The 23,109-nt window shown below is 42.5% G+C and carries 21 protein-coding genes and 1 riboswitch; of the genes, 11 read left to right on the top strand and 10 right to left on the bottom strand.

The window, feature by feature from the left end; translation table 11 throughout:
* The first annotated feature begins 14 nt into the window (after nucleotides 1–14).
* The 7 genes from tpiA to H513_RS0106170 all read left to right on the top strand — a co-directional run bounded on the left by tpiA (nucleotide 15) and on the right by H513_RS0106170 (nucleotide 8,574).
* Nucleotides 15–770: a triose-phosphate isomerase gene (tpiA, locus tag H513_RS0106200; protein WP_026799966.1), complete on the top strand. Its 756-nt coding sequence runs from the start codon at nucleotides 15–17 to the stop codon at nucleotides 768–770.
* Nucleotides 770–2,320 carry a 2,3-bisphosphoglycerate-independent phosphoglycerate mutase gene (gene gpmI, locus H513_RS0106195; protein ID WP_026799965.1) on the top strand — a complete coding sequence of 517 codons (1,551 nt, stop codon included), beginning with the start codon at nucleotides 770–772 and terminating at the stop codon, nucleotides 2,318–2,320. The genes tpiA and gpmI overlap by 1 nt, the downstream gene beginning before the upstream one ends.
* The gene (gene eno, locus H513_RS0106190; protein ID WP_026799964.1) at nucleotides 2,320–3,606 is read left to right on the top strand and encodes a phosphopyruvate hydratase; all 1,287 of its coding nucleotides are present in this window, start codon (nucleotides 2,320–2,322) and stop codon (nucleotides 3,604–3,606) included. The genes gpmI and eno overlap by 1 nt, the downstream gene beginning before the upstream one ends.
* 335 nt (nucleotides 3,607–3,941) lie before the next feature.
* A complete protein-coding gene (gene treP, locus H513_RS0106185) occupies nucleotides 3,942–5,348 on the top strand; it encodes a PTS system trehalose-specific EIIBC component (protein WP_026799963.1) in 1,407 nt (468 codons plus the stop codon).
* A gap of 64 nt (nucleotides 5,349–5,412) precedes the next feature.
* A complete protein-coding gene (treC, locus tag H513_RS0106180; RefSeq protein ID WP_026799962.1) occupies nucleotides 5,413–7,083 on the top strand; it encodes an alpha,alpha-phosphotrehalase in 1,671 nt (556 codons plus the stop codon).
* Nucleotides 7,084–7,104: 21 nt separating this feature from the next.
* Entirely contained in the window at nucleotides 7,105–7,818 is a 714-nt protein-coding gene (gene treR, locus H513_RS0106175; RefSeq protein WP_026799961.1) for a trehalose operon repressor, read from the top strand.
* Between the two features lie 162 nt (nucleotides 7,819–7,980).
* Nucleotides 7,981–8,574, top strand: a complete 594-nt coding sequence (locus H513_RS0106170; protein ID WP_026799960.1) for a YdcF family protein — start codon at nucleotides 7,981–7,983, stop codon at nucleotides 8,572–8,574.
* A gap of 55 nt (nucleotides 8,575–8,629) precedes the next feature.
* On the opposite strand, the gene H513_RS0106165 is transcribed toward H513_RS0106170, so the two are convergent.
* Together H513_RS0106165 and H513_RS0106160 are read right to left on the bottom strand one after the other, a co-directional pair.
* A complete protein-coding gene (locus tag H513_RS0106165; RefSeq protein WP_026799959.1) occupies nucleotides 8,630–9,823 on the bottom strand; it encodes a NupC/NupG family nucleoside CNT transporter in 1,194 nt (397 codons plus the stop codon).
* A gap of 132 nt (nucleotides 9,824–9,955) precedes the next feature.
* A riboswitch (purine riboswitch) is annotated at nucleotides 9,956–10,057 on the bottom strand.
* A 77-nt stretch (nucleotides 10,058–10,134) separates the two neighbouring features.
* Entirely contained in the window at nucleotides 10,135–10,524 is a 390-nt protein-coding gene (locus H513_RS0106160) for a hypothetical protein (RefSeq protein ID WP_211226511.1), read from the bottom strand.
* A gap of 395 nt (nucleotides 10,525–10,919) precedes the next feature.
* Here H513_RS0106160 and H513_RS0106155 point away from each other — a divergent pair, with 395 nt between their 5' ends.
* The 4 genes from H513_RS0106155 (at nucleotide 10,920) to H513_RS0106140 (ending at nucleotide 14,793) form a co-directional block, all read left to right on the top strand.
* A complete protein-coding gene (locus tag H513_RS0106155) occupies nucleotides 10,920–12,836 on the top strand; it encodes an endonuclease MutS2 (RefSeq protein ID WP_026799957.1) in 1,917 nt (638 codons plus the stop codon).
* Nucleotides 12,837–12,915: 79 nt separating this feature from the next.
* On the top strand, nucleotides 12,916–13,662 hold the full coding sequence (locus H513_RS0106150; RefSeq protein WP_026799956.1) for a (S)-benzoin forming benzil reductase: 747 nt from the start codon (nucleotides 12,916–12,918) through the stop codon (nucleotides 13,660–13,662).
* A 22-nt stretch (nucleotides 13,663–13,684) separates the two neighbouring features.
* Nucleotides 13,685–14,242 carry a thioredoxin family protein gene (locus H513_RS0106145; RefSeq protein WP_026799955.1) on the top strand — a complete coding sequence of 186 codons (558 nt, stop codon included), beginning with the start codon at nucleotides 13,685–13,687 and terminating at the stop codon, nucleotides 14,240–14,242.
* 80 nt (nucleotides 14,243–14,322) lie between these two features.
* A complete protein-coding gene (locus tag H513_RS0106140; protein ID WP_026799954.1) occupies nucleotides 14,323–14,793 on the top strand; it encodes a GNAT family N-acetyltransferase in 471 nt (156 codons plus the stop codon).
* Nucleotides 14,794–14,816: 23 nt separating this feature from the next.
* On the opposite strand, the gene H513_RS0106135 is transcribed toward H513_RS0106140, so the two are convergent.
* From H513_RS0106135 to H513_RS0106100, 8 genes are all read right to left on the bottom strand, one after another.
* Nucleotides 14,817–15,533 (bottom strand): amino acid ABC transporter ATP-binding protein, encoded by a 717-nt coding sequence (locus tag H513_RS0106135; protein WP_026799953.1) that lies wholly within the window; start codon nucleotides 15,531–15,533, stop codon nucleotides 14,817–14,819.
* On the bottom strand, nucleotides 15,526–16,173 hold the full coding sequence (locus tag H513_RS0106130; protein WP_026799952.1) for an amino acid ABC transporter permease: 648 nt from the start codon (nucleotides 16,171–16,173) through the stop codon (nucleotides 15,526–15,528). The genes H513_RS0106135 and H513_RS0106130 overlap by 8 nt, the downstream gene beginning before the upstream one ends.
* A gap of 14 nt (nucleotides 16,174–16,187) precedes the next feature.
* Nucleotides 16,188–16,964: a transporter substrate-binding domain-containing protein gene (locus tag H513_RS0106125; RefSeq protein ID WP_026799951.1), complete on the bottom strand. Its 777-nt coding sequence runs from the start codon at nucleotides 16,962–16,964 to the stop codon at nucleotides 16,188–16,190.
* A 471-nt stretch (nucleotides 16,965–17,435) separates the two neighbouring features.
* Nucleotides 17,436–19,151: a phosphoenolpyruvate--protein phosphotransferase gene (gene ptsP / locus H513_RS0106120; protein ID WP_026799950.1), complete on the bottom strand. Its 1,716-nt coding sequence runs from the start codon at nucleotides 19,149–19,151 to the stop codon at nucleotides 17,436–17,438.
* Nucleotides 19,152–19,154: 3 nt separating this feature from the next.
* Entirely contained in the window at nucleotides 19,155–19,421 is a 267-nt protein-coding gene (locus H513_RS0106115; protein ID WP_026799949.1) for a phosphocarrier protein HPr, read from the bottom strand.
* Nucleotides 19,422–19,485: 64 nt separating this feature from the next.
* Complete coding sequence (locus tag H513_RS0106110; protein ID WP_026799948.1) at nucleotides 19,486–21,384, bottom strand: PTS fructose transporter subunit IIABC; 1,899 nt, start codon at nucleotides 21,382–21,384, stop codon at nucleotides 19,486–19,488.
* 12 nt (nucleotides 21,385–21,396) lie between these two features.
* Nucleotides 21,397–22,311, bottom strand: coding sequence for a 1-phosphofructokinase (gene pfkB / locus H513_RS0106105; RefSeq protein ID WP_026799947.1), 915 nt, complete (start codon nucleotides 22,309–22,311; stop codon nucleotides 21,397–21,399).
* Nucleotides 22,308–23,060, bottom strand: coding sequence for a DeoR/GlpR family DNA-binding transcription regulator (locus H513_RS0106100; protein ID WP_026799946.1), 753 nt, complete (start codon nucleotides 23,058–23,060; stop codon nucleotides 22,308–22,310). Before H513_RS0106100 ends, pfkB begins: the two co-directional genes overlap by 4 nt.
* Nucleotides 23,061–23,109 lie beyond the last annotated feature (49 nt).

The following is a 23,109-nucleotide window of genomic DNA, read 5'->3' as shown; positions in this document are numbered from 1 at the left end:
GCGAGGTGAATCCCATGCGTAAACAAGTCATTGCAGGTAACTGGAAAATGAACAAGCTACTAGGTGAATCCGAGCAGTTTATTGATGAGGTTAAAGGCCAAGTACCTTCTGCTGACCAAGTTGAGTCCGTAGTTGTTGCTCCTTTCACAGCTCTTCATAGCCTAGTCCAAAAAACAAAAGGCACAGATGTTAAAATCGGTGCTCAAAACATGCACTTTGAAGAAAGTGGCGCATTCACAGGCGAAGTAAGCCCTGAAATGCTTAAAGACATTGGTGTAGAATATGTTGTTCTAGGTCACTCTGAGCGTCGTGAACTGTTCGGGGAAACAGACGAAACAGTAAACAAGAAGACTCATGCAGCCTTCAAACACGGATTGACTCCAATCGTTTGTGTAGGTGAGTCTGACGAGCAGCGTGAAAACAACGAAACATTCACAGTGGTTGAGAACCAAGTGAAAAACGCACTTGAAGGTTTAACAACTGACCAAGTTAAAGCGACAATCATCGCATATGAGCCTATTTGGGCAATCGGAACTGGTAAAACAGCAACGGCTGCAGATGCTAACGAAGTATGTGCACACGTACGCCAAGCTGTTAAAGAATTCGCAGGTGAAGAAGCTGCAGAAGCTGTACGTATCCAGTACGGCGGTAGCGTAAAACCAGCAAACGTTGAAGAACTACTAGGCCAATCTGACATTGATGGCGCACTAGTAGGTGGCGCAAGCCTACAGCCTGAATCTTTCTTAGCTTTAGTGGAGGCAGGTAAATAATGAACCAAAATAAATTAGCAGCCCTAATTATCTTAGATGGTTATGGCGTGCGTGATGAAGAATTTGGTAACGCAGTTAAACATGCGAACACACCAAACTTCGATCGTCTATGGAACCAGTATCCTCACACGACGCTCACTGCTAAAGGTGAAGCGGTTGGTCTTCCGGAAGGCCAGATGGGGAACTCTGAAGTCGGTCACCTAAACATTGGTGCAGGTCGCGTGGTTTATCAAAGTCTAACTCGTGTAAATATGTCCATTCGAGAAGGAGATTTCTTCGAGAATGAACGATTTGTTGAAGCGATGGACTATGCGAAACAAAACGATAAAGCTCTTCATTTATTCGGACTATTGTCTGATGGTGGAATTCATAGTCACATTGAACACTTATTCGCTTTACTTGATATGGCGAAAGAGCGTGGTCTAGAGAAAGTTTACGTGCACGGCTTCCTAGACGGACGTGATGTCGGACAGAAATCTGCTAAGACGTATATTAAGCAACTTGAAGACAAGATGGAAGAGAACGGTGTGGGAGAATTAGCTACTCTCTCCGGACGTTATTATTCCATGGACCGTGACCAGCGCTGGGAACGTGTGGAGAAGGCCTACCGCGCGATGGTGTATGGAGAAGGTCCTACGTATAAAGATGCTATGGAAGTTGTAGATGACTCATATGAGAACGAAGTATATGACGAGTTTGTTCTTCCTTCTGTATTAACGGATGAGAATGGAAATCCACGTGCAACGGTAGAAGACGAAGATGCAATTATCTTCTATAACTTCCGTCCAGACCGTGCCATTCAAATCTCTCGTACGTTCGCGAACAACGATTTCCGTGAATTCGATCGTGGCGAGAAAGCACCGAAAGATGTTCATTTCGTCATGCTTACTCAATTCAGTGAATCCGTTAATGGGTTTGTAGCTTACAAGCCGGTTAACCTGGACAACACAATTGGGGAAGTACTCGCTCAAAATGATATGAAGCAATTACGAATTGCTGAGACAGAGAAGTATCCTCACGTTACGTTCTTTATGAGCGGTGGCCGTGAAGATAAGTTCCCTGGCGAAGAACGTATTCTAATTGATTCTCCGAAGGTTGCAACGTATGACCTTCAACCTGAAATGAGTGCTTATGAAGTAACAGATGCTCTTCTTAAAGAGCTAGACGCTGAGAAGCACAATGCAATCATTCTTAACTTTGCTAACCCTGATATGGTTGGACACAGTGGAATGCTTGAACCTACTGTGAAAGCTATTGAAACAGTAGACGAATGCCTAGGCAAGATTATCGATAAAATCAGTGAAAAAGGTGGGCACGCCATCATTACGGCGGACCACGGAAATGCTGATGAAGTAACGACGGAAGATGGGGATGCGATGACTGCTCATACGACGAACCCTGTTCCAGTAATCGTTACGAAAGATGGAATTCAATTACGTGAGGGTGGAATTCTTGGAGACCTTTCTCCAACTCTACTTGAGCTACTAGATGTTCAACAACCAGAAGAAATGACTGGTGAATCTTTAATTCAAAAAGGAGAGAATAAATAATGCCATACATTACTGACGTATACGCACGCGAAGTCATTGACTCCCGTGGTAACCCGACGATTGAAGTTGAAGTTTATACTGAATCTGGTGCTTTCGGTAAAGCACTTGTACCATCTGGTGCATCTACTGGTGAATACGAAGCAGTAGAACTACGTGACGGTGACAAAGACCGTTACCTAGGTAAAGGTGTTACACAAGCTGTAGCAAACGTAAACGAGAAAATCGCTCCAGAACTACTTGGCTACGATGTAACTCGTCAAGTTATTATCGACCAGCTTCTAATCGAGCTAGACGGTACAGAAAACAAAGGTAACCTAGGTGCTAACGCAATCCTTGGTGTTTCTATGGCAGCCGCTCACGCAGCAGCTGATTACCTAGATCTACCTCTTTACGCTTACCTTGGTGGATTCAATGCGAAGAAACTTCCAACACCAATGATGAACATCGTTAACGGTGGCGAGCACGCTGACAACAACGTTGACATTCAAGAATTCATGATCATGCCTGTTGGCGCTCCAACATTCAAAGAAGCGCTTCGCATGGGTGCTGAAGTATTCCATTCTCTTAAGAAAGTTCTTAACAAGAAAGGGTACGGCACTGGTGTAGGTGACGAAGGTGGCTTCGCTCCTAACTTAGGTTCTAACGAAGAAGCTCTATCTACAATCATTGAAGCAATCGAAGCTGCAGGTCTTAAAGCTGGCGAAGATATCATGCTAGCAATGGACGTTGCTTCTTCTGAAATTTACGAAGATGGCAAGTACAACCTTAAAGGTGAAGGCGTTGTTCGTACTTCTGAAGAAATGGTTGACTGGTACGAAGAGCTTGTTAACAAATATCCAATCATCTCTATTGAAGATGGTCTAGACGAAAACGACTGGGAAGGTACGAAACTTCTTACAGAGCGCCTAGGCGACCGTGTTCAACTTGTAGGTGATGACCTATTCGTAACAAACACAAACCGTCTATCCCGTGGTATCGAAGAAGGTATCGCAAACTCTATCCTAATCAAAGTGAACCAAATCGGTACACTTACAGAAACATTCCAAGCAATTGAAATGGCGAAAGAAGCTGGCTACACAGCAGTTATCTCTCACCGTTCTGGTGAAACAGAAGACGCTACAATTGCTGACATCGCAGTTGCGACTAACGCTGGTCAAATCAAGACTGGTGCTCCGTCCCGTACGGACCGCGTAGCGAAATACAACCAGCTACTTCGCATCGAAGATATCTTAGCTGGAACTGGCGTTTACGCTGGTAAAAAGGCATTCTACAACCTTAATAAGTAAGGCGTAGTTTGATGTATAAGAACCCCACACACGTTCATCGTGTGTGGGGTTCTTTTGTATGTGAACCTTGCTTGAAGGCAAGAATAGATACTACGAACATTTCTAATGCTTTGAAGCATTTCTAAATTTTTTAATAGAAATACATAGGTCTGTCGTCGCATCGAGTGTCTCCGTTTAGACCTAGAAAACCAGTTCTTCACGAAAAAATATTAAAATATTTCGAAAACGAATAAATGTCTATACAAAAACGCTTACATGTTGTAACATGTATATACAAGTTGTTAATGAAAGCGATTTTATTTCCAATAGATAAAAGGTGAGGGAGAGTGAGGAGCATGGATCTACGTCAACAAACGGAAGAAATATTGAAAGCGCTTGGCGGCGAAGAGAATATACATGCAGCGACGCACTGTGTTACACGCTTGCGACTAGCTTTAAATGATGAAGAACAAGTGGATAAAGAAAAATTAGAATCACTTGATGTCGTTCGAGGATCCTTCTCTACGAACGGTCAATTCCAAGTCGTAATTGGACAAGGAACAGTGGATAAAGTATATAAAGAATTAATGTCGTTAACGAATATGGAGCAATCTTCTAAAGAAGATGTGAAAACGGCATCTGCACAGAAAATGAATCCGCTTCAACGAGCGATTAAGACACTTGCAGATATTTTCATTCCAATCTTACCTGCCATTGTAACGGCCGGATTACTATTAGGAATTAATAATATTCTTGTAAATCCAGGGATTTTCTATGACGAGCAATCGGTTATCGATGTCTTTCCTCAATGGGCTGATGTTACAAATGTAATCGCCATCATTGCGAACACAGCCTTTACGTTCTTGCCTGCTTTAATCGGTTGGTCGGCTGTGAAGAGGTTCGGAGGTAGTGAGTTATTCGGGATAGTGTTAGGTTTAATTCTTGTTCACCCTGACTTGTTAAATGCATGGACATACGGTGATGCAGTGAAGGATGGAACAGTTCCAATTTGGAATATACTCGGGTTAGAGATCGAGAAGATTGGGTATCAAGGGCAGGTACTTCCGGTGCTTATAGCCTCATGGGTACTTGCAAGAATTGAGGTTGGGTTACGTAAAGTCATTCCTGACTCCATTCAAATGCTAGTTGTTGCACCTGTCAGTCTACTTGTAACTGGATTCTTAACATTTATTGCAATTGGACCTGCTATGTTTGCGGTAGGGAACGGCATTACAGACGGATTAATTTTTATCTTTGAACAGTATGCATGGTTGGGTGGATTAATTTACGGTGGTATTTATCCATTCCTAGTTGTTACAGGCTTCCACCACACATTCCTAGCGGTTGATATTCAGCTTGTAGGTTCAACAGGAACAACGTTCTTATGGCCTATGCTTGCACTATCGAATATCGCTCAAGGGGCAGCAGTCTTTGCCATGATGTTGGCAACGAAAGATGAGAATTTACGAGGTCTTTCAGGTACATCTGGTGTATCTGCTTGGTTAGGGGTTACTGAACCTGCTATGTTTGGGGTAAACATTCGATACAAATTCCCATTCTTTGCGGCCGTAATTGGTTCTGCACTTGCTGGATTGTATGTCACTCTTGAAAGTGTTAAAGCAACTTCAATAGGTGTCGGAGGCGTACCAGGCGTTTTCTCCATCGTATCAGGCTTCTGGTTCGAATTTATGATTGGGATGACCATTGCCATTGTTATTCCATTCATAGTAACATTCATAATAGCGAAACGTAGAAACGTATAACAACGGTAGCACCATGTTCACATGGTGCTACATTCATATTTTACAGTATAGGAAGGTGTTCGGAATGAAACAACCATGGTGGAAAACAGCAACGGTCTATCAAATTTATCCAAAGAGCTTCAACGACTCAACAGGAAACGGCATTGGAGACCTTCCTGGAATTATTGAGAAACTAGATTATATTAAGGAACTTGGGACAGATGTCATTTGGCTGACTCCAATCTATGATTCTCCTCAACGTGATAATGGATATGACATTAGCGATTATTACAACATTTATGAGCCGTATGGAACGATGGAAGAGTTCGATCGTCTCCTTGAAGAAGCACACAAACGAGACTTGAGAATCGTTATGGATATCGTCATTAATCATACATCGACGGAACATGATTGGTTTAAGCAAGCAATCTCTTCGAAGGATAACGAATATCGTGACTACTACATTTGGAAAGAACCGGTGAACGGGGAAGCTCCAACGAACTGGCAGTCTAAATTCGGTGGCAACGCATGGGCATATGACGAAGACAGTGGAGAATACTACCTTCACTTATTTGACGTTACCCAGGCTGATCTTAATTGGGAAAATGAAACAGTGAGGCACCATCTCTATGATATGATGCATTATTGGTTGAAAAAGGGCGTTGACGGTTTCCGCCTAGACGTTATTAATCTAATCTCTAAAAATCAAGACTTCCCGAATGATGATATAGGGGATGGTCGTAAGTTCTATACGGATGGTCCACGTGTCCATGAATATATGAACGAAATGAACCGTGAAGTGTTCTCTCAGTACGATATGATGACTGTAGGAGAGATGTCATCCACTACAATTGACAACTGTGTGAAGTATACGAACCCAGAGCGCAATGAATTAAATATGACGTTCAGCTTCCATCATTTAAAGGTCGATTACCCGAACGGAGAGAAATTTGCAAAGGGAGAACTGGATTTCGACCAACTGAAAACAATCTTGTCCCATTGGCAAGAAGGGATGTCAGCTGGTGGAGGATGGAATGCACTATTCTGGTGTAACCACGACCAACCTCGAGTCGTATCACGCTTCGGTAATGATGGCGAGTTCCATAATGAATCAGCCAAAATGCTTGCTACGACCATTCATATGATGCGAGGTACGCCTTACATCTACCAAGGGGAAGAGTTTGGAATGACCAACCCTTACTTTGAAAGCATTGGGGAGTATCGTGATGTTGAATCGTTAAATATGTATCGGATTCTTAAAGAACAAGGAATGGAAGAGAGTGAAATTCTTTCTATCCTTCAAGATAAGTCTCGCGATAACTCTCGTACACCGATGCAGTGGAATAGTAGCGCCCACGCTGGCTTTACTACGGGAACACCATGGATTGATGTGGCGTCTAACTATAAGACAGTGAATGCGGAGGAAGCGCTAAAGGATGCAAACTCCATCTTCTACTATTACAAGGAATTGATTCAGCTTCGTAAAGAATATGAGATCATTACGGAGGGAGACTTCGAACTTATCTTAAAGGATGACCCTCAAGTCTTTGCGTATGTTCGTGAACGAGAAGATGAGAAATTAATTGTGCTGAACAACTTCTTCGACCAAGCAACAAGTGTCACATTACCTAAACATATTGATGTGGCTCCATATAAGAAGGATGTTCTAATTTCTAACTATGAAGACCCTGCCACTCAAGTAGAACAAGTCACCCTTCGACCATATGAGACAGTTGTCTTTCACTTAACAAAGTAAGCATGAAGGGGGCGCATGGGGATGCGGAACAAATATTTAGAGGTATTTAATGATATAGCCAGCCAAATTAAACAAGGGAGCTTCGAGCCACAATCGAAGCTCCCTTCTGAGCATGAATTAGCAACCACGTATGAAACGTCCCGTGAAACGGTACGAAAAGCACTCAATCTACTCGCTCAAAATGGATATATTCAAAAAATCCGAGGCAAAGGATCTATTGTCTTGGATTTGCACAAATACGATTTCCCGGTTTCTGGCTTAGTCAGCTTTAAAGAAATTGCAAATGTAGTTGGGGGAGACTCTCGAACGCATGTGCATGAAGTGACGTTGAACAATCCCACTCCAGACCTTAGACGTAAGTTAGAGTTAGACGAGGAGCTAGTGTGGCATGTTGTTCGAGTTCGAGAAATGGAGGGCGAACGGATTATCCTTGATAAAGATTATATCAACCAGTCGATTGTTCCTACATTAACTCGAAGCACGTGTGAAGAGTCCATCTATCGGTACATAGAAGAAGAGTTAGAGCTAGACATCGGATTTGCTAAGAAAGAGATTACGGTGGAGGAGCCTTCAAGAGAAGACTTACAGCTCCTCGATTTTGAATCTTATTCGAATATTGTCGTCATTCGAAACTTTGTGTATCTCAAAGATGCGAGGCTGTTTCAATATACGGAGTCCCGCCACCGGCCAGATAAGTTTCGCTTTGTTGACTTCGCAAGACGTGAGAAGTTGTAAGCGAATAAGTGAGAAAACGGGCACAAATCCTCCCGCTCTTACGAAACCTCTAAAAATATGTACAAATTTTTCTAAAACCTACTTTTCAGATTAAGGTCTTCCTATTAATCTATAAGAAGGGATTACTTTACGAAGCAGTCACCATGAGCGAGGAGAATAAGAATGTTTAAGAAGATTTTCCGATTGATTGTGCTTCTGGTTGTTCTTTATGTGGGCTATACAGGCTATTCGATCTGGACATTTGAGGGAGAGCATCCACCTGAAGACACGGAAGCAGCTGTTGTATTAGGTGCAGCTGCCTATTACAACAAGCCTTCACCCGTTTTCGAAGAACGGATTAAACAGGGGATTAAGTTATATGAAGAAGGAAATGTAGATAAGCTCATCTTCACCGGTGGAAAGGGAAAAGGAGCTGAATACGCAGAATCCGAAGTAGCGAAAATGTATGCAATTAATAATGGTGTTCCTGAGGAAGATATTCTGATTGAGAATACATCAGGTGTTACTCAGGAAAATCTAGAGAATGCCTATCAGATTGGCCAAGAACAAGAGATTGATACGTATACACTTGTGAGTGACCCACTCCATATGAAGCGAGCAATTCTTATGGCGAAGCAAATTGGAATGGAAGTGAAAGCCTCTCCAACTGAAACTTCTGCCTATCAATCGCTTGAAACGAAACTTCCTTTCTTCTTTAAAGAATGGGCGTATTACATGGGATACCAAGGCAAGTCAATCGTCGATAACTTTCATTAAAAAGCCTTACTGACAGAATCAGTAAGGCTTTTTAACTTATTTATATGAATTAAGATTAGATAAACATAGATACGAAGATTGCAGTGATAAAGCTAGCTAATGTCCCGCCGACGATGGCTTTCAATCCAAGTTTGGCTACAATGGGCTGTTTCTCGGGGGACAAGGAACCTAATCCTACGATGAGTTGGCCAATGGAAGACAGATTAGCGAAGTTACAAAGGGCAACGGACATAATGGCGATTGTCGTTGGAGACAAATCACTTACGTTATCAGTTAGCTGCTTATAGGCAAGAAACTCATTCGATGCAAGCTTCGTACCGATTAATGAAGCAGCTTGAAAGGCATCCGCCACTGGAACGCCAATCAATAAGGCAAATGGGTAAAACAGATAGCCAAATATCGTCGCTAAATCTGTATTAACAAGCCCGAGCAACCCATTTACGAGTGCTAGCATACTGATGAAGGCGAGTAGTAGTCCACCAATATTTAAAGCTAGTTTCACCCCATTTACAGCACCATCTGAGATAGCCTCGAAAACATTGGCATGGTTCGAGCGTGACATGTTAATTTCCTCGCCATCTAATTCGGAGGACTCTGTTTCAGGTTCAAGGAGCTTTGCCATCGTGAGCGAAACGAAAGGAACGCTGAAAATGGAGATAAGAAGATACGTTAGATCGATTCCCATTTCAACGTAACCAACGAGAATGGCTCCACTTGCAGATGCCGTTCCTCCCACCATGATGGCAAAGGTCTCAGAACGAGTCATGCGAGAAAGGTAAGGCTTTACAAGAAGAGGAGCCTCCGCCACGCCAAGGAATGTGTTCCCGACCGCACTAAATGATTCAACTTTAGACGTTTTGAGTACTTTGCCGACAATGGTGCCAAGTGCTTTGACGATAACTGGTAAGAGTCGAATGTGATAGAGAGCTGAAATAAGTGCAGAAATGAAAATTAATGCGCCAAGAACATTAATGGCAAACATATAATTAATTGTCGTTTCCCCGAACAAAGGACCGAATAAGAAATCGATTCCAGCCGAACTGTAGTCAATCACTTCCTGTATGAAGAGGGCAGCTTTCTTAAGGATATATTGTCCCCAAGCTAAATTGAGCATGGAATAGACAAAAATACCTTCTAATGCGATCCCGACAAGTACGGTGTGCCACTTCACCATTTTGCGATTGCTGCTAAGTAGCCATGCTAGAGAAATTAAAATGAGTAATGAAAGTAGTCCAGATAAGATGTTCACATGAGTTCCTCCTAATTGTCTGTGGTGTGGATTCCTTATGCAGTAAGACGTCTGACATCCAAGCAAAATAAAAAACCTCTTTCCTATCGAAAAAGGAAAGAGGTAGATTAAGAGTTGGTCAACTAGACGCAACATCTACTAGTCTTTCCTTATAGTCTAGCCATTTACGGTAGCTAGGTAGAAACTTGTGGACCATATCACCACATTTATATAAGGAATCCGAATAAAGTTGTTGTTAAGGATTGTAGCATTGGTTACGTAGTCATACAAGAAGATTAATAGAAGTAAAAAAAGTAGAAATATTCATTCTATTATATTTGAATGCCGATGAAAACGAATGCAAAGAGTAACACGACAATGAGTCCAATCAATAGATAAGCCCCTATTAGCATTAGCGTATAAAGGAGAAGCTTGGATATCTCTGTCAGTTGATTGCCCAGGAAATGATACGTTTTAACGCTAGCTATGACGATTAGTGGCACAATATAGAGAATAGAACCAATCGCTACAGTCTGGTATAACGCTTCCCCTTCATGTTGAGAGGATAGTAAATAGAATAGAACACCCCATATCACATATGCTCCTATGAGCCCTATTTTTGTCCATTTGTTAGTCGTTTTGCTCACAATGAAGAGTGCTACAAACTCTACAAGAAGAACAGTAAATAAAGATAATAACATTGTATCCGCCCTTTCTGACATTATTGTACCGAATGAGAGTGATGCTGTCTCTCTTCGTTGACATTTTAGAAAGTTTTTTGTAAGGTTAACGTATAAAGATATACTTATCCTTTACAACCAAGAAGGAGAATGATTTATGAGTGTGGTTGTTCTTAACTAACCTGAATTTCATACAGGCTCAAAAAGAGGTAAAAACTTACATCTACGTAAGTTTAGTTTGTTATACCCTTTTTGAGGTTAGTTAAGAACAATGATGATCATAGCAATCCTTTAAGGTCGTTCCCTAAAGGCTATGGCATTCGTGTCATAGTCTTTTTTCGTTGTAGGGGATGAGTATATCCTTTTGGAAGAGCTACAGACGTCATGTGTCTGTAGCTCTTTTTTTTATTATTCTAAAATTAAAAAGGGGAATCACATTGAATACTGTTACGTATCAATCTCTCGAATTTCATAAAATATTGAACGAAGTAGCTGCTTATGCACATACGAAGCGAGGTAGCGAAACAATTCTACAATTAGCACCTTCCTATCACCGACGTCAGATTGAGAGCTGGCTTCGGGAGGTGAGTGAAGGTGTTGAGATGTTAACGAAGAGTGCGAGTATTCCTATCCATTCAATTGAAGGAGTTCTTGAACAGTTAGAGCAAGCAAGAAAAGGGCAATTTATACGTGCGGAGTTACTTGTAGCTATGCACTCCTTTATCGATCATGTTGCAAAGTTAAAGAGGTATATGAATGATAAATCATTTGTGGCACCGACGATTTCAACTTATGTTGATTCCATAGAGGACTTATCCCAATTGGATGAGGAGCTATCTCGATGTCTTCGCCATACTGCAATTGATGACTATGCGACGAAGGAATTGGCAAGGTTACGTAAGGCTATTGCAGATAAACGGGCAGTGGTTAAGGAACGTGCCTCTAAAATTGCCAAATCACCAAAGTATGCGACTTATTTACAAGATCAAATGGTCGTTGAGAAGGGCGGACACCTCGCTGTACCTGTTAAGCGGGAATACCGTAGCAAAGTAAAAGGGAGTATTGTAGACACATCTGCTTCTGGTTCCACCCTATTTGTCGAACCGAAGGAAGTGGAGGCGTTACAAGAGGAATTGTCTTTACTGAAAATGGCGGAAGAGCGAGAAGTTGAACAAATTCTTTACTACTTGACGGGGTTAATCCTTGAACACGAGCGTGAGTTGTCTCTAGCGGTTGAGATTATGCATCAATACGATGTCATTGTAGCTAAAGCTAAATATAGTATGGCCATCAAAGGAATTCCGGCTGCAATTAACGAGGAATACTGCATTCGTATTGTTGAAGGTCGTCACCCGTTACTTGGTGAATCTGCTGTTCCTTTAACGGTTACGCTTAAGGATCCTGATTATGCGCTCGTTATTACAGGTCCAAATACGGGAGGCAAGACAGTTACGTTGAAAACAGTAGGATTACTCACGCTTATGAATCAGGTAGGTCTTCATATCCCAGCTCAACCAGGGACAGAACTTCATTTATTTCAGAATGTGTTCGTCGACATCGGAGACGGACAGAGCATCACCGAAAATTTGAGTACGTTTAGCTCTCGTCTTAGAAATATTATTTCCGTGTTGGAAGAGGCGAATGACCATTCTCTTGTGTTGTTAGATGAACTAGGTTCTGGTACAGACCCAAGTGAGGGCATGGGACTTGCAACGGCCATATTAGATAAGTTGTATGAGAAAGGTGCCATGCTGTTCGCAACGACCCATTATAATGAGATGAAAGAGTTCGCAGAGCAGCGAGAAGGATTTATCAACGGCTCCATGGAATTTGACCTACACTCGTTACGCCCTACTTATCGATTACTAATTGGTGAGACGGGCAATAGTCAGGCGTTCCAAATTGCAATTAAACTAGGGATGCATCCATCCATTGTAGAGAAAGCGCACGAAATCACTTATAAAGAACATGGAAACTATTCCGTTGAAGAAATGACTGAACGAATGAAGAAGCAAGTGGCAACGAACCGATATGCAAGGAGTAGGCTTACATCTAAACCAAAGCCAAAACAAGAATCGGCGTACCAGCAAGGGGACAATGTGACGGTTAAGCCTTCAAATGAAGTAGGGATTATATACAAAGGACCAGATGAGAATGGGGACTATATTGTTCAAGTGAAAGAAGAGAAGAGACGCTATAATCATAAGCGTCTAAAGCTTCATATTAAAGCTGAACATCTTTATCCGGAAGACTATGATTTTGACATCATATTTAAATCTACGCAGTACCGAAAAACAAAGCATGATATGAACCGAAAACATGTAGAAGGGGCTAAGCTCGAAGAAGACGAATAACAAACGTACTGGTCATTTTCTTTTATATGTTGCTTGTTGTTCGGTATACTAAAGGAAATGAATGATCGGGGGAAGAACAATGAAATACGCGATTGTAACAGGGATTTCGAAAGGGCTCGGCGCTTCTATTGCGAAGCAGTTTATAGAGGACGGGGTGCATATTATTGGTGTATCTCGAACGAAAAACGAAGAGTTAGCAAATATGGCTGAGGAGAAGCAACTCGATTATGTTCATTACAGCTGTAATCTTGCTTATGAGAGCGAATTAACCGATACCTTCACTTCGATTTACCAGTATGTTCAGGATAAAGAGGCGGAATATGTGTATCTTGTCAACAATGCAGGGGTCATTGAACCAATCGAGAAAGTAGGAAGTCTAGACCACAAGGCCGTTGTGACGCATATGCATGTCAATGTTATTGCTCCGATACTAATTACGGACCTTGCCTTACGAACACTAGGGAACAACTTGTATGTCATAAATGTAAGCTCAGGTGCAGCGAAGCGTCCAGTCTATGGCTGGGGCGTTTACGGAAGTGGTAAAGCGGCTTTAAACCAATTCACGGAAACGATGGCTCTTGAGCAGCAAGAGAACGGTACTGATGTCCACGTAATCGGATTTAGCCCAGGGGTTATGGACACAGAAATGCAAGGGGTCATTCGTTCTTCGGATGAGGGTGCGTTCCAGGATGTCAGTAAGTTTAGAGAGATGAAGGAAAAGGGAATATTAAGAGATACGGATTTTGTAGCCAGCACTCTCTATCGTCATATGAAAGAAGGCCGGTTAGAGAATGGTTCCATTTATCGAATAGACGACCTACTATAATAACGCAGAAGAGGTGAAGCTTATGGACTATAATGCATGGTATGAGGATGGGATGACTCCTCAAGAGTACGTATCATCTATGACGAAGTATCAAGAAGATGTCGTGAACATTTATGACGAATTTGAGGTTCCATCGGATGATGCCTTTTTTAAGAAGCTATATGAACAGGACTTACGCGTATTGGTTATAACAGAAGACTGGTGTGGAGACGCCATGCTCAATGTGCCAATCCTTCTTAAGCTTGCAGAAGCAGGGAACATGGGTGTTCGTTTTCTTCTCCGAGATGATAACCCGTCCTTGATGGAGAAGCACTTAACGAATGGAGCGAAGTCTATTCCAATTATGATCTTCATCAACAATGAAGGCGAACAAGTTGCCGTATGGGGACCTCGCTCAGAGAAGATGCAGGAAATTGTAGACCATGGTCGCAACAACTTGCCATCTAAAGACGATCCTACATTTAAAGAGAAAGAAAAGCAGATGATTCTCTTCTTAACTAAGGGATTCCGTGAAAATCATGAGTATTGGAAAGATGTGTACACAAGTATGGCCAAACGTCTCAAATCGGTTATAGACTAAACAAGAAGACAGATTCTCCCTAGACGGGAGGGTCTGTCTTTAACTTTGGTGTTATACTCGCAAAGAGAGGAGGGGTATAGGTGATTCAACCGTTATGCACATCAGACCAGAGTGTTTGTGAAAGAATCATAAATCTACAGCTTCCTGCTTATGAAGTAGAGGCGGAGTTACTAGGATTTAAAGACATTCCCCCTTTGAACGAGTCTGCCGAGGATATTCAAGACAGTGAAGAACTCTACTATGGTTATCATGTAGAAGGGCATTTAGTTGGGTTCGTTTCCATTGAGGATGATGAAACAGCTGGGGTATTAGACATTACAAGATTAGTTGTACACCCTACCTATTTTAGAACGGGTATTGGTACAACGTTGTTACAGTATGTGCTCGGTCTACATAATAACCAAACCAAGGTCCGCGTGATGACTGGTAAAATGAACATTCCAGCTATTGCACTCTATGAGAAATTTGGATTTAAAGCCTATGAAGAGATTGAGGTTGCACCGAATGTACTATTGATCTCTATGGAACTTATACGTAATAAAGGCCAATGAGGAGCACCTCATTGGCCTATTATTTAAAGTACTTTCTCTAGGAACGACTTGGCACGGTCTGTTCTTGGGTTTTGGAAGAAGTCACTTGGAGTTGCCTCCTCCACCACATAGCCCTCATCAAGAAATAGGATACGGTCCGCTACTTCCCGTGCAAAGCCCATTTCATGGGTGACGACGACCATTGTCATTCCGGTGCTGGCTAGTTGTTTCATCACATCGAGTACTTCCTTAACCATCTCAGGGTCAAGAGCAGAAGTAGGCTCGTCAAATAGCATAATCTCAGGGTTCATGGCAAGTGCGCGTGCAATTGCAACACGTTGCTTCTGTCCACCTGATAACTGATTTGGGAACGTATCAGCTTTTTCTGATAACCCTACAGTATGGAGGAGTTCATAAGCGGTGTTTTCAGCTTCTTCTTTCGTTTTCCCTAACGTATGGCGAGGGGCAAATGTAATATTGTCAAGAACGCTCATATGTGGGAAAAGGTGGAAGTGTTGAAACACCATACCAGATTTCTTGCGAATCTCGGATAACGTCTTCTCTGTCAACTCCGTCCCGTCTACGGTTACGTGTCCGTCGGTAATCGTCTCTAGTCCGTTCAAACAACGGAGGAGAGTTGATTTCCCGGAACCGGAAGGACCGATAACGGCCACAACATCTCCTTTATGGACGGAAGTTGTAATATCATTGAGTACGGAAGTCTTTCCGAAGGATTTATAGAGATGTTGGATATCAATCACTGTAACTCATCCTTTTCTCGAGTTTGTTGCCGAATACTTCTAGTGTACGCACCATAGTGAAGTAGATCACTAAGGCGATTGTAAGCGGCATTAAATAGTTAAAGGTGTCTGCTGCGACGATTTGGGCTCTACGTAAGATGTCTACCGCACCGATGACGGAAATAACCGCAGATTCTTTCACAAGCATAATATACTCATTCATTAAGGCAGGTAAGATATGCTTAATGGCCTGTGGAAGAATGATATGGCGCATCGTCTTCCAATAAGGAAGGTTAAGAGCTTGTGCTGCTTCAAACTGTCCTTTGTCAATAGACTGTATTCCAGCCCGAATGATTTCAGATACATATGCCCCCGAATTTAATGAGAAGGCAATGACACCAGCTGCAAAAGCCGGGATATCCCAGCCGGTAACTTGAGGCGTGACATAATAAATATAAATGAGTTGCAATAAGAGCGGGGTGCCACGAAAGATGGCTGTATAGCCATCTGCGACACGCTTTAATCCTTTACTCTTGCCCATCTTCGCTAGTGCGAGCAAGACTCCAATGACAAATCCTAGTATACCAGATACAACAACAAATTCTAATGTGACGATGATTCCTTTTAAGATAAATGGGATAGAATTTAATACATCATTCATTGGACTTCAGCTCCTTACTGCTCTCCGAACCATTTCTGAATTAGTTCATCCATTTTTCCGCTTTCCTTCATGTTGCTAATTTCCTCGTTAAACTGTTGGACAAGTTCATCGTTTCCTTGAGGAAATGCAATGGCAGACCCTTGCTCTCCTTGATCATTGACTTCAAATTGGCCGAGTCCATCATTTGCTTCTAGATAACCCTTTGAAACTGTATTCTCAATGATGGTTGCATCAATTCTTCCTGCCTTCAGCTCTTGAACAAGGTTTGGGATGGTATCTAATGATTTAATCTTTAGCCCATCAATTTCTTGTTCCAAATCTTTCGCAAGCTCTTCTTGAATAGAACCGAGCTGAACCCCAACCGTTTTCCCTTCGAGGTCTGATAGCTCTTTATAGCCATCTTCCCCATTAAATACAATTGCATCTTTCGCTACGTAGTAGATATCGGAGAAATCAACTTGCTCCTTACGTTTCTCTGTAGGAGTCATACCAGAAATAACAAAGTCTACTTTATTGCTATTCAGCGCAGCAACTAATCCATTAAAGTCCATGTTGCGAACTTCTAGTTCGTAACCAAGCTCATCAGCAATATGATTTGCAATATCAATATCGAAGCCGATAATGTCTTCGCTTTGATCAGTATCGATAAATTCATAAGGTTTATAGTCAGCGGATGTTCCCATCACTAGCTTTTTCTTATCTTCGCTAGATTGTCCATCTACGCTACTTCCACAAGCAGCTACAACTAGTAGTGTCATCATCATAAGTGTATACAAGATTCCCTTTTTCATCGTTCAAGCTCCCCTTTTATGATTAATTATTCGTTAATATGCATATTAACACATAGTTTTTGAGATTGTAAGAGAATTTTATGAAAAAATATAAATTAAGTTGAATATTAATACGTCCAGGTATAGGTTTGGGAGAAAGTTGTGGATTGCGGAAGGGGGAGAGTGTATCTTCTGATAGTATTGTGTAGTAGGGGAAGTGATTGTGTCATTCTACATATGCCTTGTGATGAAGGGAAATCACTAGTTATCAGTAGCGTGCAATCCATGTATAAACGAATAATCATACATTGAATATGCAATTGCAATTATCCATCTCCTTTTGAATATGTTGCACCCTAGCCTAAATTTCGTTTACTCCTATATTGTAACGATTGAAGAGGTCAGGGACCTGCCGAAATTCTACATACAAGACCCAAAAGGAAGCGGAGACACAAAAAAAGCAACCTCATTAAGAGGCTGCTTTCCAACAATCTATTGAATGTTTGCTTTTTCTTTTACAAATTCAACAACTTCTTCTGCTGTGCTCATAGCTAGGATTTCATCTTTGTAAGAAGTCCAATCCTGTTTAGAAAGGCTGCGGATTTGTGTACGTGCTGGAAGGATAGACGTTGCGCTCATGGAGAATTCGTCTAGGCCAAGGCCAAGAAGAATAGGGATTGCAATTTCGTCTCCTGCCATTTCGCCACACATGCCAGCCCACTTGCCTTCAGCGTGTGCTGCTTCGATTACGTTGTTGATTAGGTTTAAGATAGCTGGGTTGTACGGTTGGTACAAGTAGGATACACGTTCGTTCATACGGTCAGCTGCCATTGTGTACTGAATCAAGTCGTTTGTTCCGATACTGAAGAAGTCTACTTCTTTCGCAAATTGCTTTGCGATGACAGCAGTAGCTGGGATTTCGACCATGATTCCCACTTCAAACTCTTCAGATACTTGAACACCTTCATTGATTAGGTTCTGTTTCTCTTCAAGAAGGAGTGCTTTCGCTTCACGGAACTCAGACAACGTCGCGATCATTGGGAACATGATCTTAAGGTTGCCGTAAACGCTTGCGCGTAATAGAGCACGTAGCTGTGTACGGAAGATATCGTCACGCTCTAGGCATAGACGAATCGCACGGAAACCAAGGAATGGGTTCATCTCATGTGGTAGGTCAAGATAATCTAATTCTTTGTCTCCACCGATGTCTAGCGTACGAACGACAACGGGCTTGTCTCCCATTTGTTCAAGCACAGCTTTGTACGATTCAAACTGCTCATCTTCTGTTGGAAGCTGACTTTTACCCATGTAAAGGAACTCAGTACGGTAAAGGCCTACACCTTCGCCGCCATTGTTCATTACGCCGACAGTATCATCAGGCGTTCCAATGTTGGCAACAAGTTCTACGTGCTCGTTGTCAGCAGTGATTGTAGGCTCATCTTTTAATTTCGCCCACTCAGCTTTTTGATCCTCGTATTGCTGTTGCTTTTTCTTGTATGTTTCCACTTGCTCATCCGTTGGGTGTACGATGACATCGCCATTAATCCCGTCAACGATGACAAGGTCACCCTTTTGGATTGTGCTCGTTACTTCTTTCGTACCTACTACAGCAGGAATCTCAAGAGAACGTGCCATGATTGCAGAGTGGGATGTACGACCACCGATATCTGTTGTGAATCCTTGTACGAATTCTTTGTTCAACTGTGCTGTATCAGATGGCGTTAAGTCTTCAGCGATAATAACCACTTGCTCGTCGATTAGCGCTGGGTCAGGGAATGTTACGTTTAGAAGGTGTGCCATGACACGCTTCGTCACATCTTGAATGTCAGCTGCACGTTCGCGCATATATTCGTTATCCATACTCTTGAACATCGTAATGAACATGTTAGCAGTTTCGTCTAGAGCTGCCTCAGCATTTACAGACTCGTTGTTAATCTTGTCTTCAATTGGCTGAATGAGTTCAGGGTCTTGAAGAACGAGTAGGTGGGCAGAGAAGATTTCCGCTTTCTCTTGACCTAATTGCTCAAGAGCATGGTTCTTAATCTTCTCAAGTTCAGATTTAGAAATTTCAATTGCGTCACGGAAGCGAGCAACTTCTTGTTCTCTATTGTCTACTGATGTCTTCTCGAAAGAAAGGTCAGGAACTTCCATGCGGTAAGCCTTGGCAATGGCGATACCGCTAGAAGCTGCGATCCCCTTGATAGTCATGTCTTATTCCCCCAGGTTTTCTTTTTTCATTGTTGCAACGACGCCGTCTACTGCTTCTTGCTCATCAGAGCCTTCTGCTGTAATTCTTACTTCAGCACCTGATGGGATGCCTAAAGACATAATTCCCATGATGGATTTAAGGTTAACGGTTTTTCCGTTATATTCTAAGTTAACGTTTGCAGAATAGCTTCCTGCGGATTGGACGAGGACAGTAGCAGGACGCGCATGTACCCCGTCTTCAGATGTAATGGTTACTGTTTGTTCAACCATAAAATGAAAACCTCCTGAATGTTATTCATAGTTGATGATCAACATGTTATCTATTATACATTGATTAACTCTTGATGTCTTTCTTTAAAACACCAACTAATAATGCGGTTACAATTGAACCAATGACAATGGCTAATAGATAAAGTAACTGTGGAAATGGTGCAGACAATCCTTCTGAACCGGATACGAGCGCGGCAGCAAATACACCACCGTGTGGAGCTTGTGATCCTATACTAAAGAGCATGGAGAGCGCACCTGCAATAGCTGAACCTACAACAGCCGATGGAATAACTCGTGCTGGGTCAGCAGCTGCAAACGGAATGGCACCTTCTGTAATGAAGGAAAGTCCAAGTGCATATGCAGATTTACCCGTTTCTCGCTCTTGTTTCGTAAATTTCTTCTTAAAGAATGTAGTCGCTAAAGCCAAGCCAAGTGGTGGAGTCATACCTCCAGCCATTATAGCGGCCATATATTCGTAGTTACCTGCATCAATCATCGCAAGACCAAATGTATAAGCGGCCTTATTAAATGGACCACCCATGTCAACAGCCATCATACCACCAACGACAACGCCTATCAATATAAGGTTGGAAGTTCCTAGCCCTTCAAGCCAAGTTTGAAGTCCACCGTAGAGTTGACCAAGGAGTGGGTTACCAAGTGCCATTATGACCCCAGTAATGAGAATAGAGAAAACAGGATAGAACAGAACGGTTTTGAGACCATCTAATGAAGATGGAAGCTTCTCAAATACTTTAATGACAAGAAGCGTGACGTAACCGGCTAGGAAACCAGCAATTAATCCACCTAAGAAACCTGAACTACTTGCTCCAACTGTAATTGCAATTAACCCACCTGTCATACCAGGAGCAAGACCTGGGCGACCGGCAATGCTTTGTGAGATAAAGCCGGCTAGAACTGGAACGAGAAGGAAGAATGCATTATCTCCTCCAATGGTCATTAATAGCTGTACGAGTTCGTTATCGCTTGATGTGAACGTCTCAATAAAGAAGGCTAGGGCGAGTAAGATTCCGCCACCAACGACGAAAGGCAGCATATTGGATACACCGTTCATAATGTGCTTGTAAAATCCAGAGCGTGTTTCCTTCTCGGAGCTTTCTTTCTGTTCCTCATCTCCGCCTCCTTGGAAGATAGGGGCGTTTTGTTCAACAGCCTTTGTGATTAATTGCTCTGGCTCGTGAATTCCTTTCGCAACAGGGACCTGTACAACGTGTTTTCCTTTAAATCGATCCGTAGCGACCTCAATATCTGCTGCAACAATAACCCCTTTAGCACGTTCGATGTCTTCTGACGTTAAGCGGTTTTTAACACCACTTGAGCCGTTCGTTTCAACTTTGATTCTAACGCCCATTTCTTTCGCTGTTGCCTTTAACTTATCTGCTGCCATGTACGTATGAGCAATTCCAGTAGGGCATGCCGTAACGGCGATTACATACGCTTCTTCTGACTGTTTAGCTGATTCACTTGTTTCTTCTTCCTCTGTAGTGTTCTCATTTTCCTTCCTATCAATAAGCTGAACAACTTCCTCACGTGATTCCGCGGCGAGAAGTTTCTGACGAAATGCTTCGTCCATAAGGAGTGTTGATAAACTCGATAACGTTTCCAAATGAGCTTGACCAGCGTCCTCAGAAGCAGCGATCATAAAGAACAAGTGCGTGGATTGCCCATCTAAGGACTCATAATCAAGCCCTTCTTCTGAGCGCGCAAATGCGATAGCGGGTTCCTTTACAGCAGCGGTCTTAGCATGTGGAATCGCAATCCCTTCGCCAATGCCCGTTGTACTTTGTTCTTCTCGAGCTTGAATCGCTTCGATAAAAGCGGTCTTATCGTGAAGTCGTCCCGCTTCATCTAATTTAGACGCAAGCTCTTCAATAATGTCAGATTTCGATGTGGCCGATAATTCTAAGATCATCGTGTCTTGTTTGAGTAGATCTGTAATCCTCATCTTAGTTCCCCCTTAGTTAATCTCTTGAATGTGTACCTGCGCCAAGAGTCTCTCCACTTCATCTTTCTCACATAAGTCGCTGCTAAATGCTGTGGCAGTACCTGATGCCACACCGTGACGAAAGGCTTCTACTGGATTTTCCGTTTTCACATAACCGCCAATGAATCCTGATACGAGGGAATCGCCAGCTCCTACAGAATTAATGACTTCGCCCTTAGGCACTTCGGCTATAACAGTTGTTTCTTCTGTAATGAGAATTGCGCCAGCTCCACCCATTGAAACAATGACGTGCTGTGCACCTTGTTCCACAAGCTTTCTACCATAGTAAATGGCGTCATCCTTCGTATTTACGGCCGTTTCAAAGAGATGACCTAATTCATGGTGATTTGGCTTTAGTAGGAAAGTCTTTGTTCCAATTAAGTCTTTAAGCGCCTTGCCGGAGGTGTCGGCTACAAATTGAATTTTATTTGCTTCACATATGCTCGCCAACTGATTGTAGAACTTATCATCAACGGCTTTAGGAATACTGCCGGCAACGACTAAATAATCCCCGGCTGAGAGTTCTTCAACCTGCTGTAGCAATGCTTGTTGTTGCTCTTCTGTAATCGAAGGCCCAGGGCCGTTAATCTCTGATTCTGTGGAAGATTTTAATTTGACGTTAATTCTTGTGTCCTCATGAATCTGTACGAATGAGTGACGTACACCTTCTTTATGAAGAGCGTTCTTAATGAATTCTCCTGTAAATCCTCCTACATAGCCAAGCGCAGTAGTCTCAACGTTCAATCGCTTCAACACTCTGGACACATTGATTCCTTTGCCACCTGCGTAGGAATGGGTCGTATGAGCTCGATTTAAATCGCCTTCATGGAAAGCATCAACATGCATGATGTAATCAATGGAAGGATTTAGGGTGACGGTGTAGATCATGTAGTCACAACCTTTACTGTAGTGTTTTTTTCTAGTTCTGATAGAAGTTCAGCATGAGTTACGTTTGTAATTAGGGTTGCTGCATGTAAAGGGGCGATGGCGGTAAAGGTTACACGCTCCATCTTGCTCTCATCTGCAAGAACAAAAGCTACTTCAGATAATCCAATGGCTTCTTGTTTAACTGCCGCCTCCTCAGGGTCTGGCGTCGTATAGCCGTGTTGGCTATGAACAGCATTTACTCCAAGGAAGCATTTATCGTAGCGGAAGTTCTGAATCCCTTTCACAGCACTATGTCCAACTAATGCTCTTGTCTTATGTTTGACGTAACCGCCTGTTAAATACGTAGGAATCCCTTCTGATGTCAACGCTTCCAATAGAGAAAGACCATTTGTTACGACTTGAATATCGCGGTCTCTTAAATAAGGGATCATTTCATAAGTTGTGGTTCCGGCATCAAGGAAGATGGAGTCACCGTCTCGGATGAGAGTAGATGCGAATTGTGCAATGGCTTTCTTTTCTTCGCGAGCGACAACCGACTTCTCACTTAAGCTCGGTTCCTCTTTATGTTGTGATGCTAAGGTTGCACCTCCGTGAACTCGACGGAGTTTATATTCTTTCTCAAGCTGGTCTAGGTCTCTTCGAATCGTGGATTCAGAGCTCGAGGTGGCCTGAACAAGTTCTTGGAGCTTGACCACTTGCTGATTCTCGAGGCAGTTTAAGATTATTCGATGTCGTTCTGGTGTAAGCATGTTGAACACCTCCAACTGTTCTACCTTCACTATAAAGGAAGCCCTTACA

It is taken from the genome of Pontibacillus halophilus JSM 076056 = DSM 19796 (genome assembly GCF_000425205.1).
Taxonomy (GTDB): Bacteria; Bacillota; Bacilli; order Bacillales; family BH030062; genus Pontibacillus_A; species Pontibacillus_A halophilus.
Note: the sequence above shows the minus strand (reverse complement) of the source record. Positions and strands in the feature narration are given on the sequence as shown.

What these genes read in the sequence shown, in the direction of transcription:
- H513_RS0106110 (WP_026799948.1), bottom strand. Translation starts at nt 21,384, where the DNA reads ATGAGGATTACAGATCTACTCAAACAAGACACGATGATCTTAGAATTA.
- H513_RS0106125 (WP_026799951.1), bottom strand. Translation starts at nt 16,964, where the DNA reads ATGAAAAAGGGAATCTTGTATACACTTATGATGATGACACTACTAGTT.
- H513_RS0106150 (WP_026799956.1), top strand. Translation starts at nt 12,916, where the DNA reads ATGAAATACGCGATTGTAACAGGGATTTCGAAAGGGCTCGGCGCTTCT.
- H513_RS0106170 (WP_026799960.1), top strand. Translation starts at nt 7,981, where the DNA reads ATGTTTAAGAAGATTTTCCGATTGATTGTGCTTCTGGTTGTTCTTTAT.
- H513_RS0106145 (WP_026799955.1), top strand. Translation starts at nt 13,685, where the DNA reads ATGGACTATAATGCATGGTATGAGGATGGGATGACTCCTCAAGAGTAC.
- treC (WP_026799962.1), top strand. Translation starts at nt 5,413, where the DNA reads ATGAAACAACCATGGTGGAAAACAGCAACGGTCTATCAAATTTATCCA.
- H513_RS0106130 (WP_026799952.1), bottom strand. Translation starts at nt 16,173, where the DNA reads ATGAATGATGTATTAAATTCTATCCCATTTATCTTAAAAGGAATCATC.
- eno (WP_026799964.1), top strand. Translation starts at nt 2,320, where the DNA reads ATGCCATACATTACTGACGTATACGCACGCGAAGTCATTGACTCCCGT.
- treR (WP_026799961.1), top strand. Translation starts at nt 7,105, where the DNA reads ATGCGGAACAAATATTTAGAGGTATTTAATGATATAGCCAGCCAAATT.
- tpiA (WP_026799966.1), top strand. Translation starts at nt 15, where the DNA reads ATGCGTAAACAAGTCATTGCAGGTAACTGGAAAATGAACAAGCTACTA.
- H513_RS0106115 (WP_026799949.1), bottom strand. Translation starts at nt 19,421, where the DNA reads ATGGTTGAACAAACAGTAACCATTACATCTGAAGACGGGGTACATGCG.
- treP (WP_026799963.1), top strand. Translation starts at nt 3,942, where the DNA reads ATGGATCTACGTCAACAAACGGAAGAAATATTGAAAGCGCTTGGCGGC.
- H513_RS0106160 (WP_211226511.1), bottom strand. Translation starts at nt 10,524, where the DNA reads ATGTCAGAAAGGGCGGATACAATGTTATTATCTTTATTTACTGTTCTT.
- H513_RS0106100 (WP_026799946.1), bottom strand. Translation starts at nt 23,060, where the DNA reads ATGCTTACACCAGAACGACATCGAATAATCTTAAACTGCCTCGAGAAT.
- ptsP (WP_026799950.1), bottom strand. Translation starts at nt 19,151, where the DNA reads ATGACTATCAAGGGGATCGCAGCTTCTAGCGGTATCGCCATTGCCAAG.
- gpmI (WP_026799965.1), top strand. Translation starts at nt 770, where the DNA reads ATGAACCAAAATAAATTAGCAGCCCTAATTATCTTAGATGGTTATGGC.
- pfkB (WP_026799947.1), bottom strand. Translation starts at nt 22,311, where the DNA reads ATGATCTACACCGTCACCCTAAATCCTTCCATTGATTACATCATGCAT.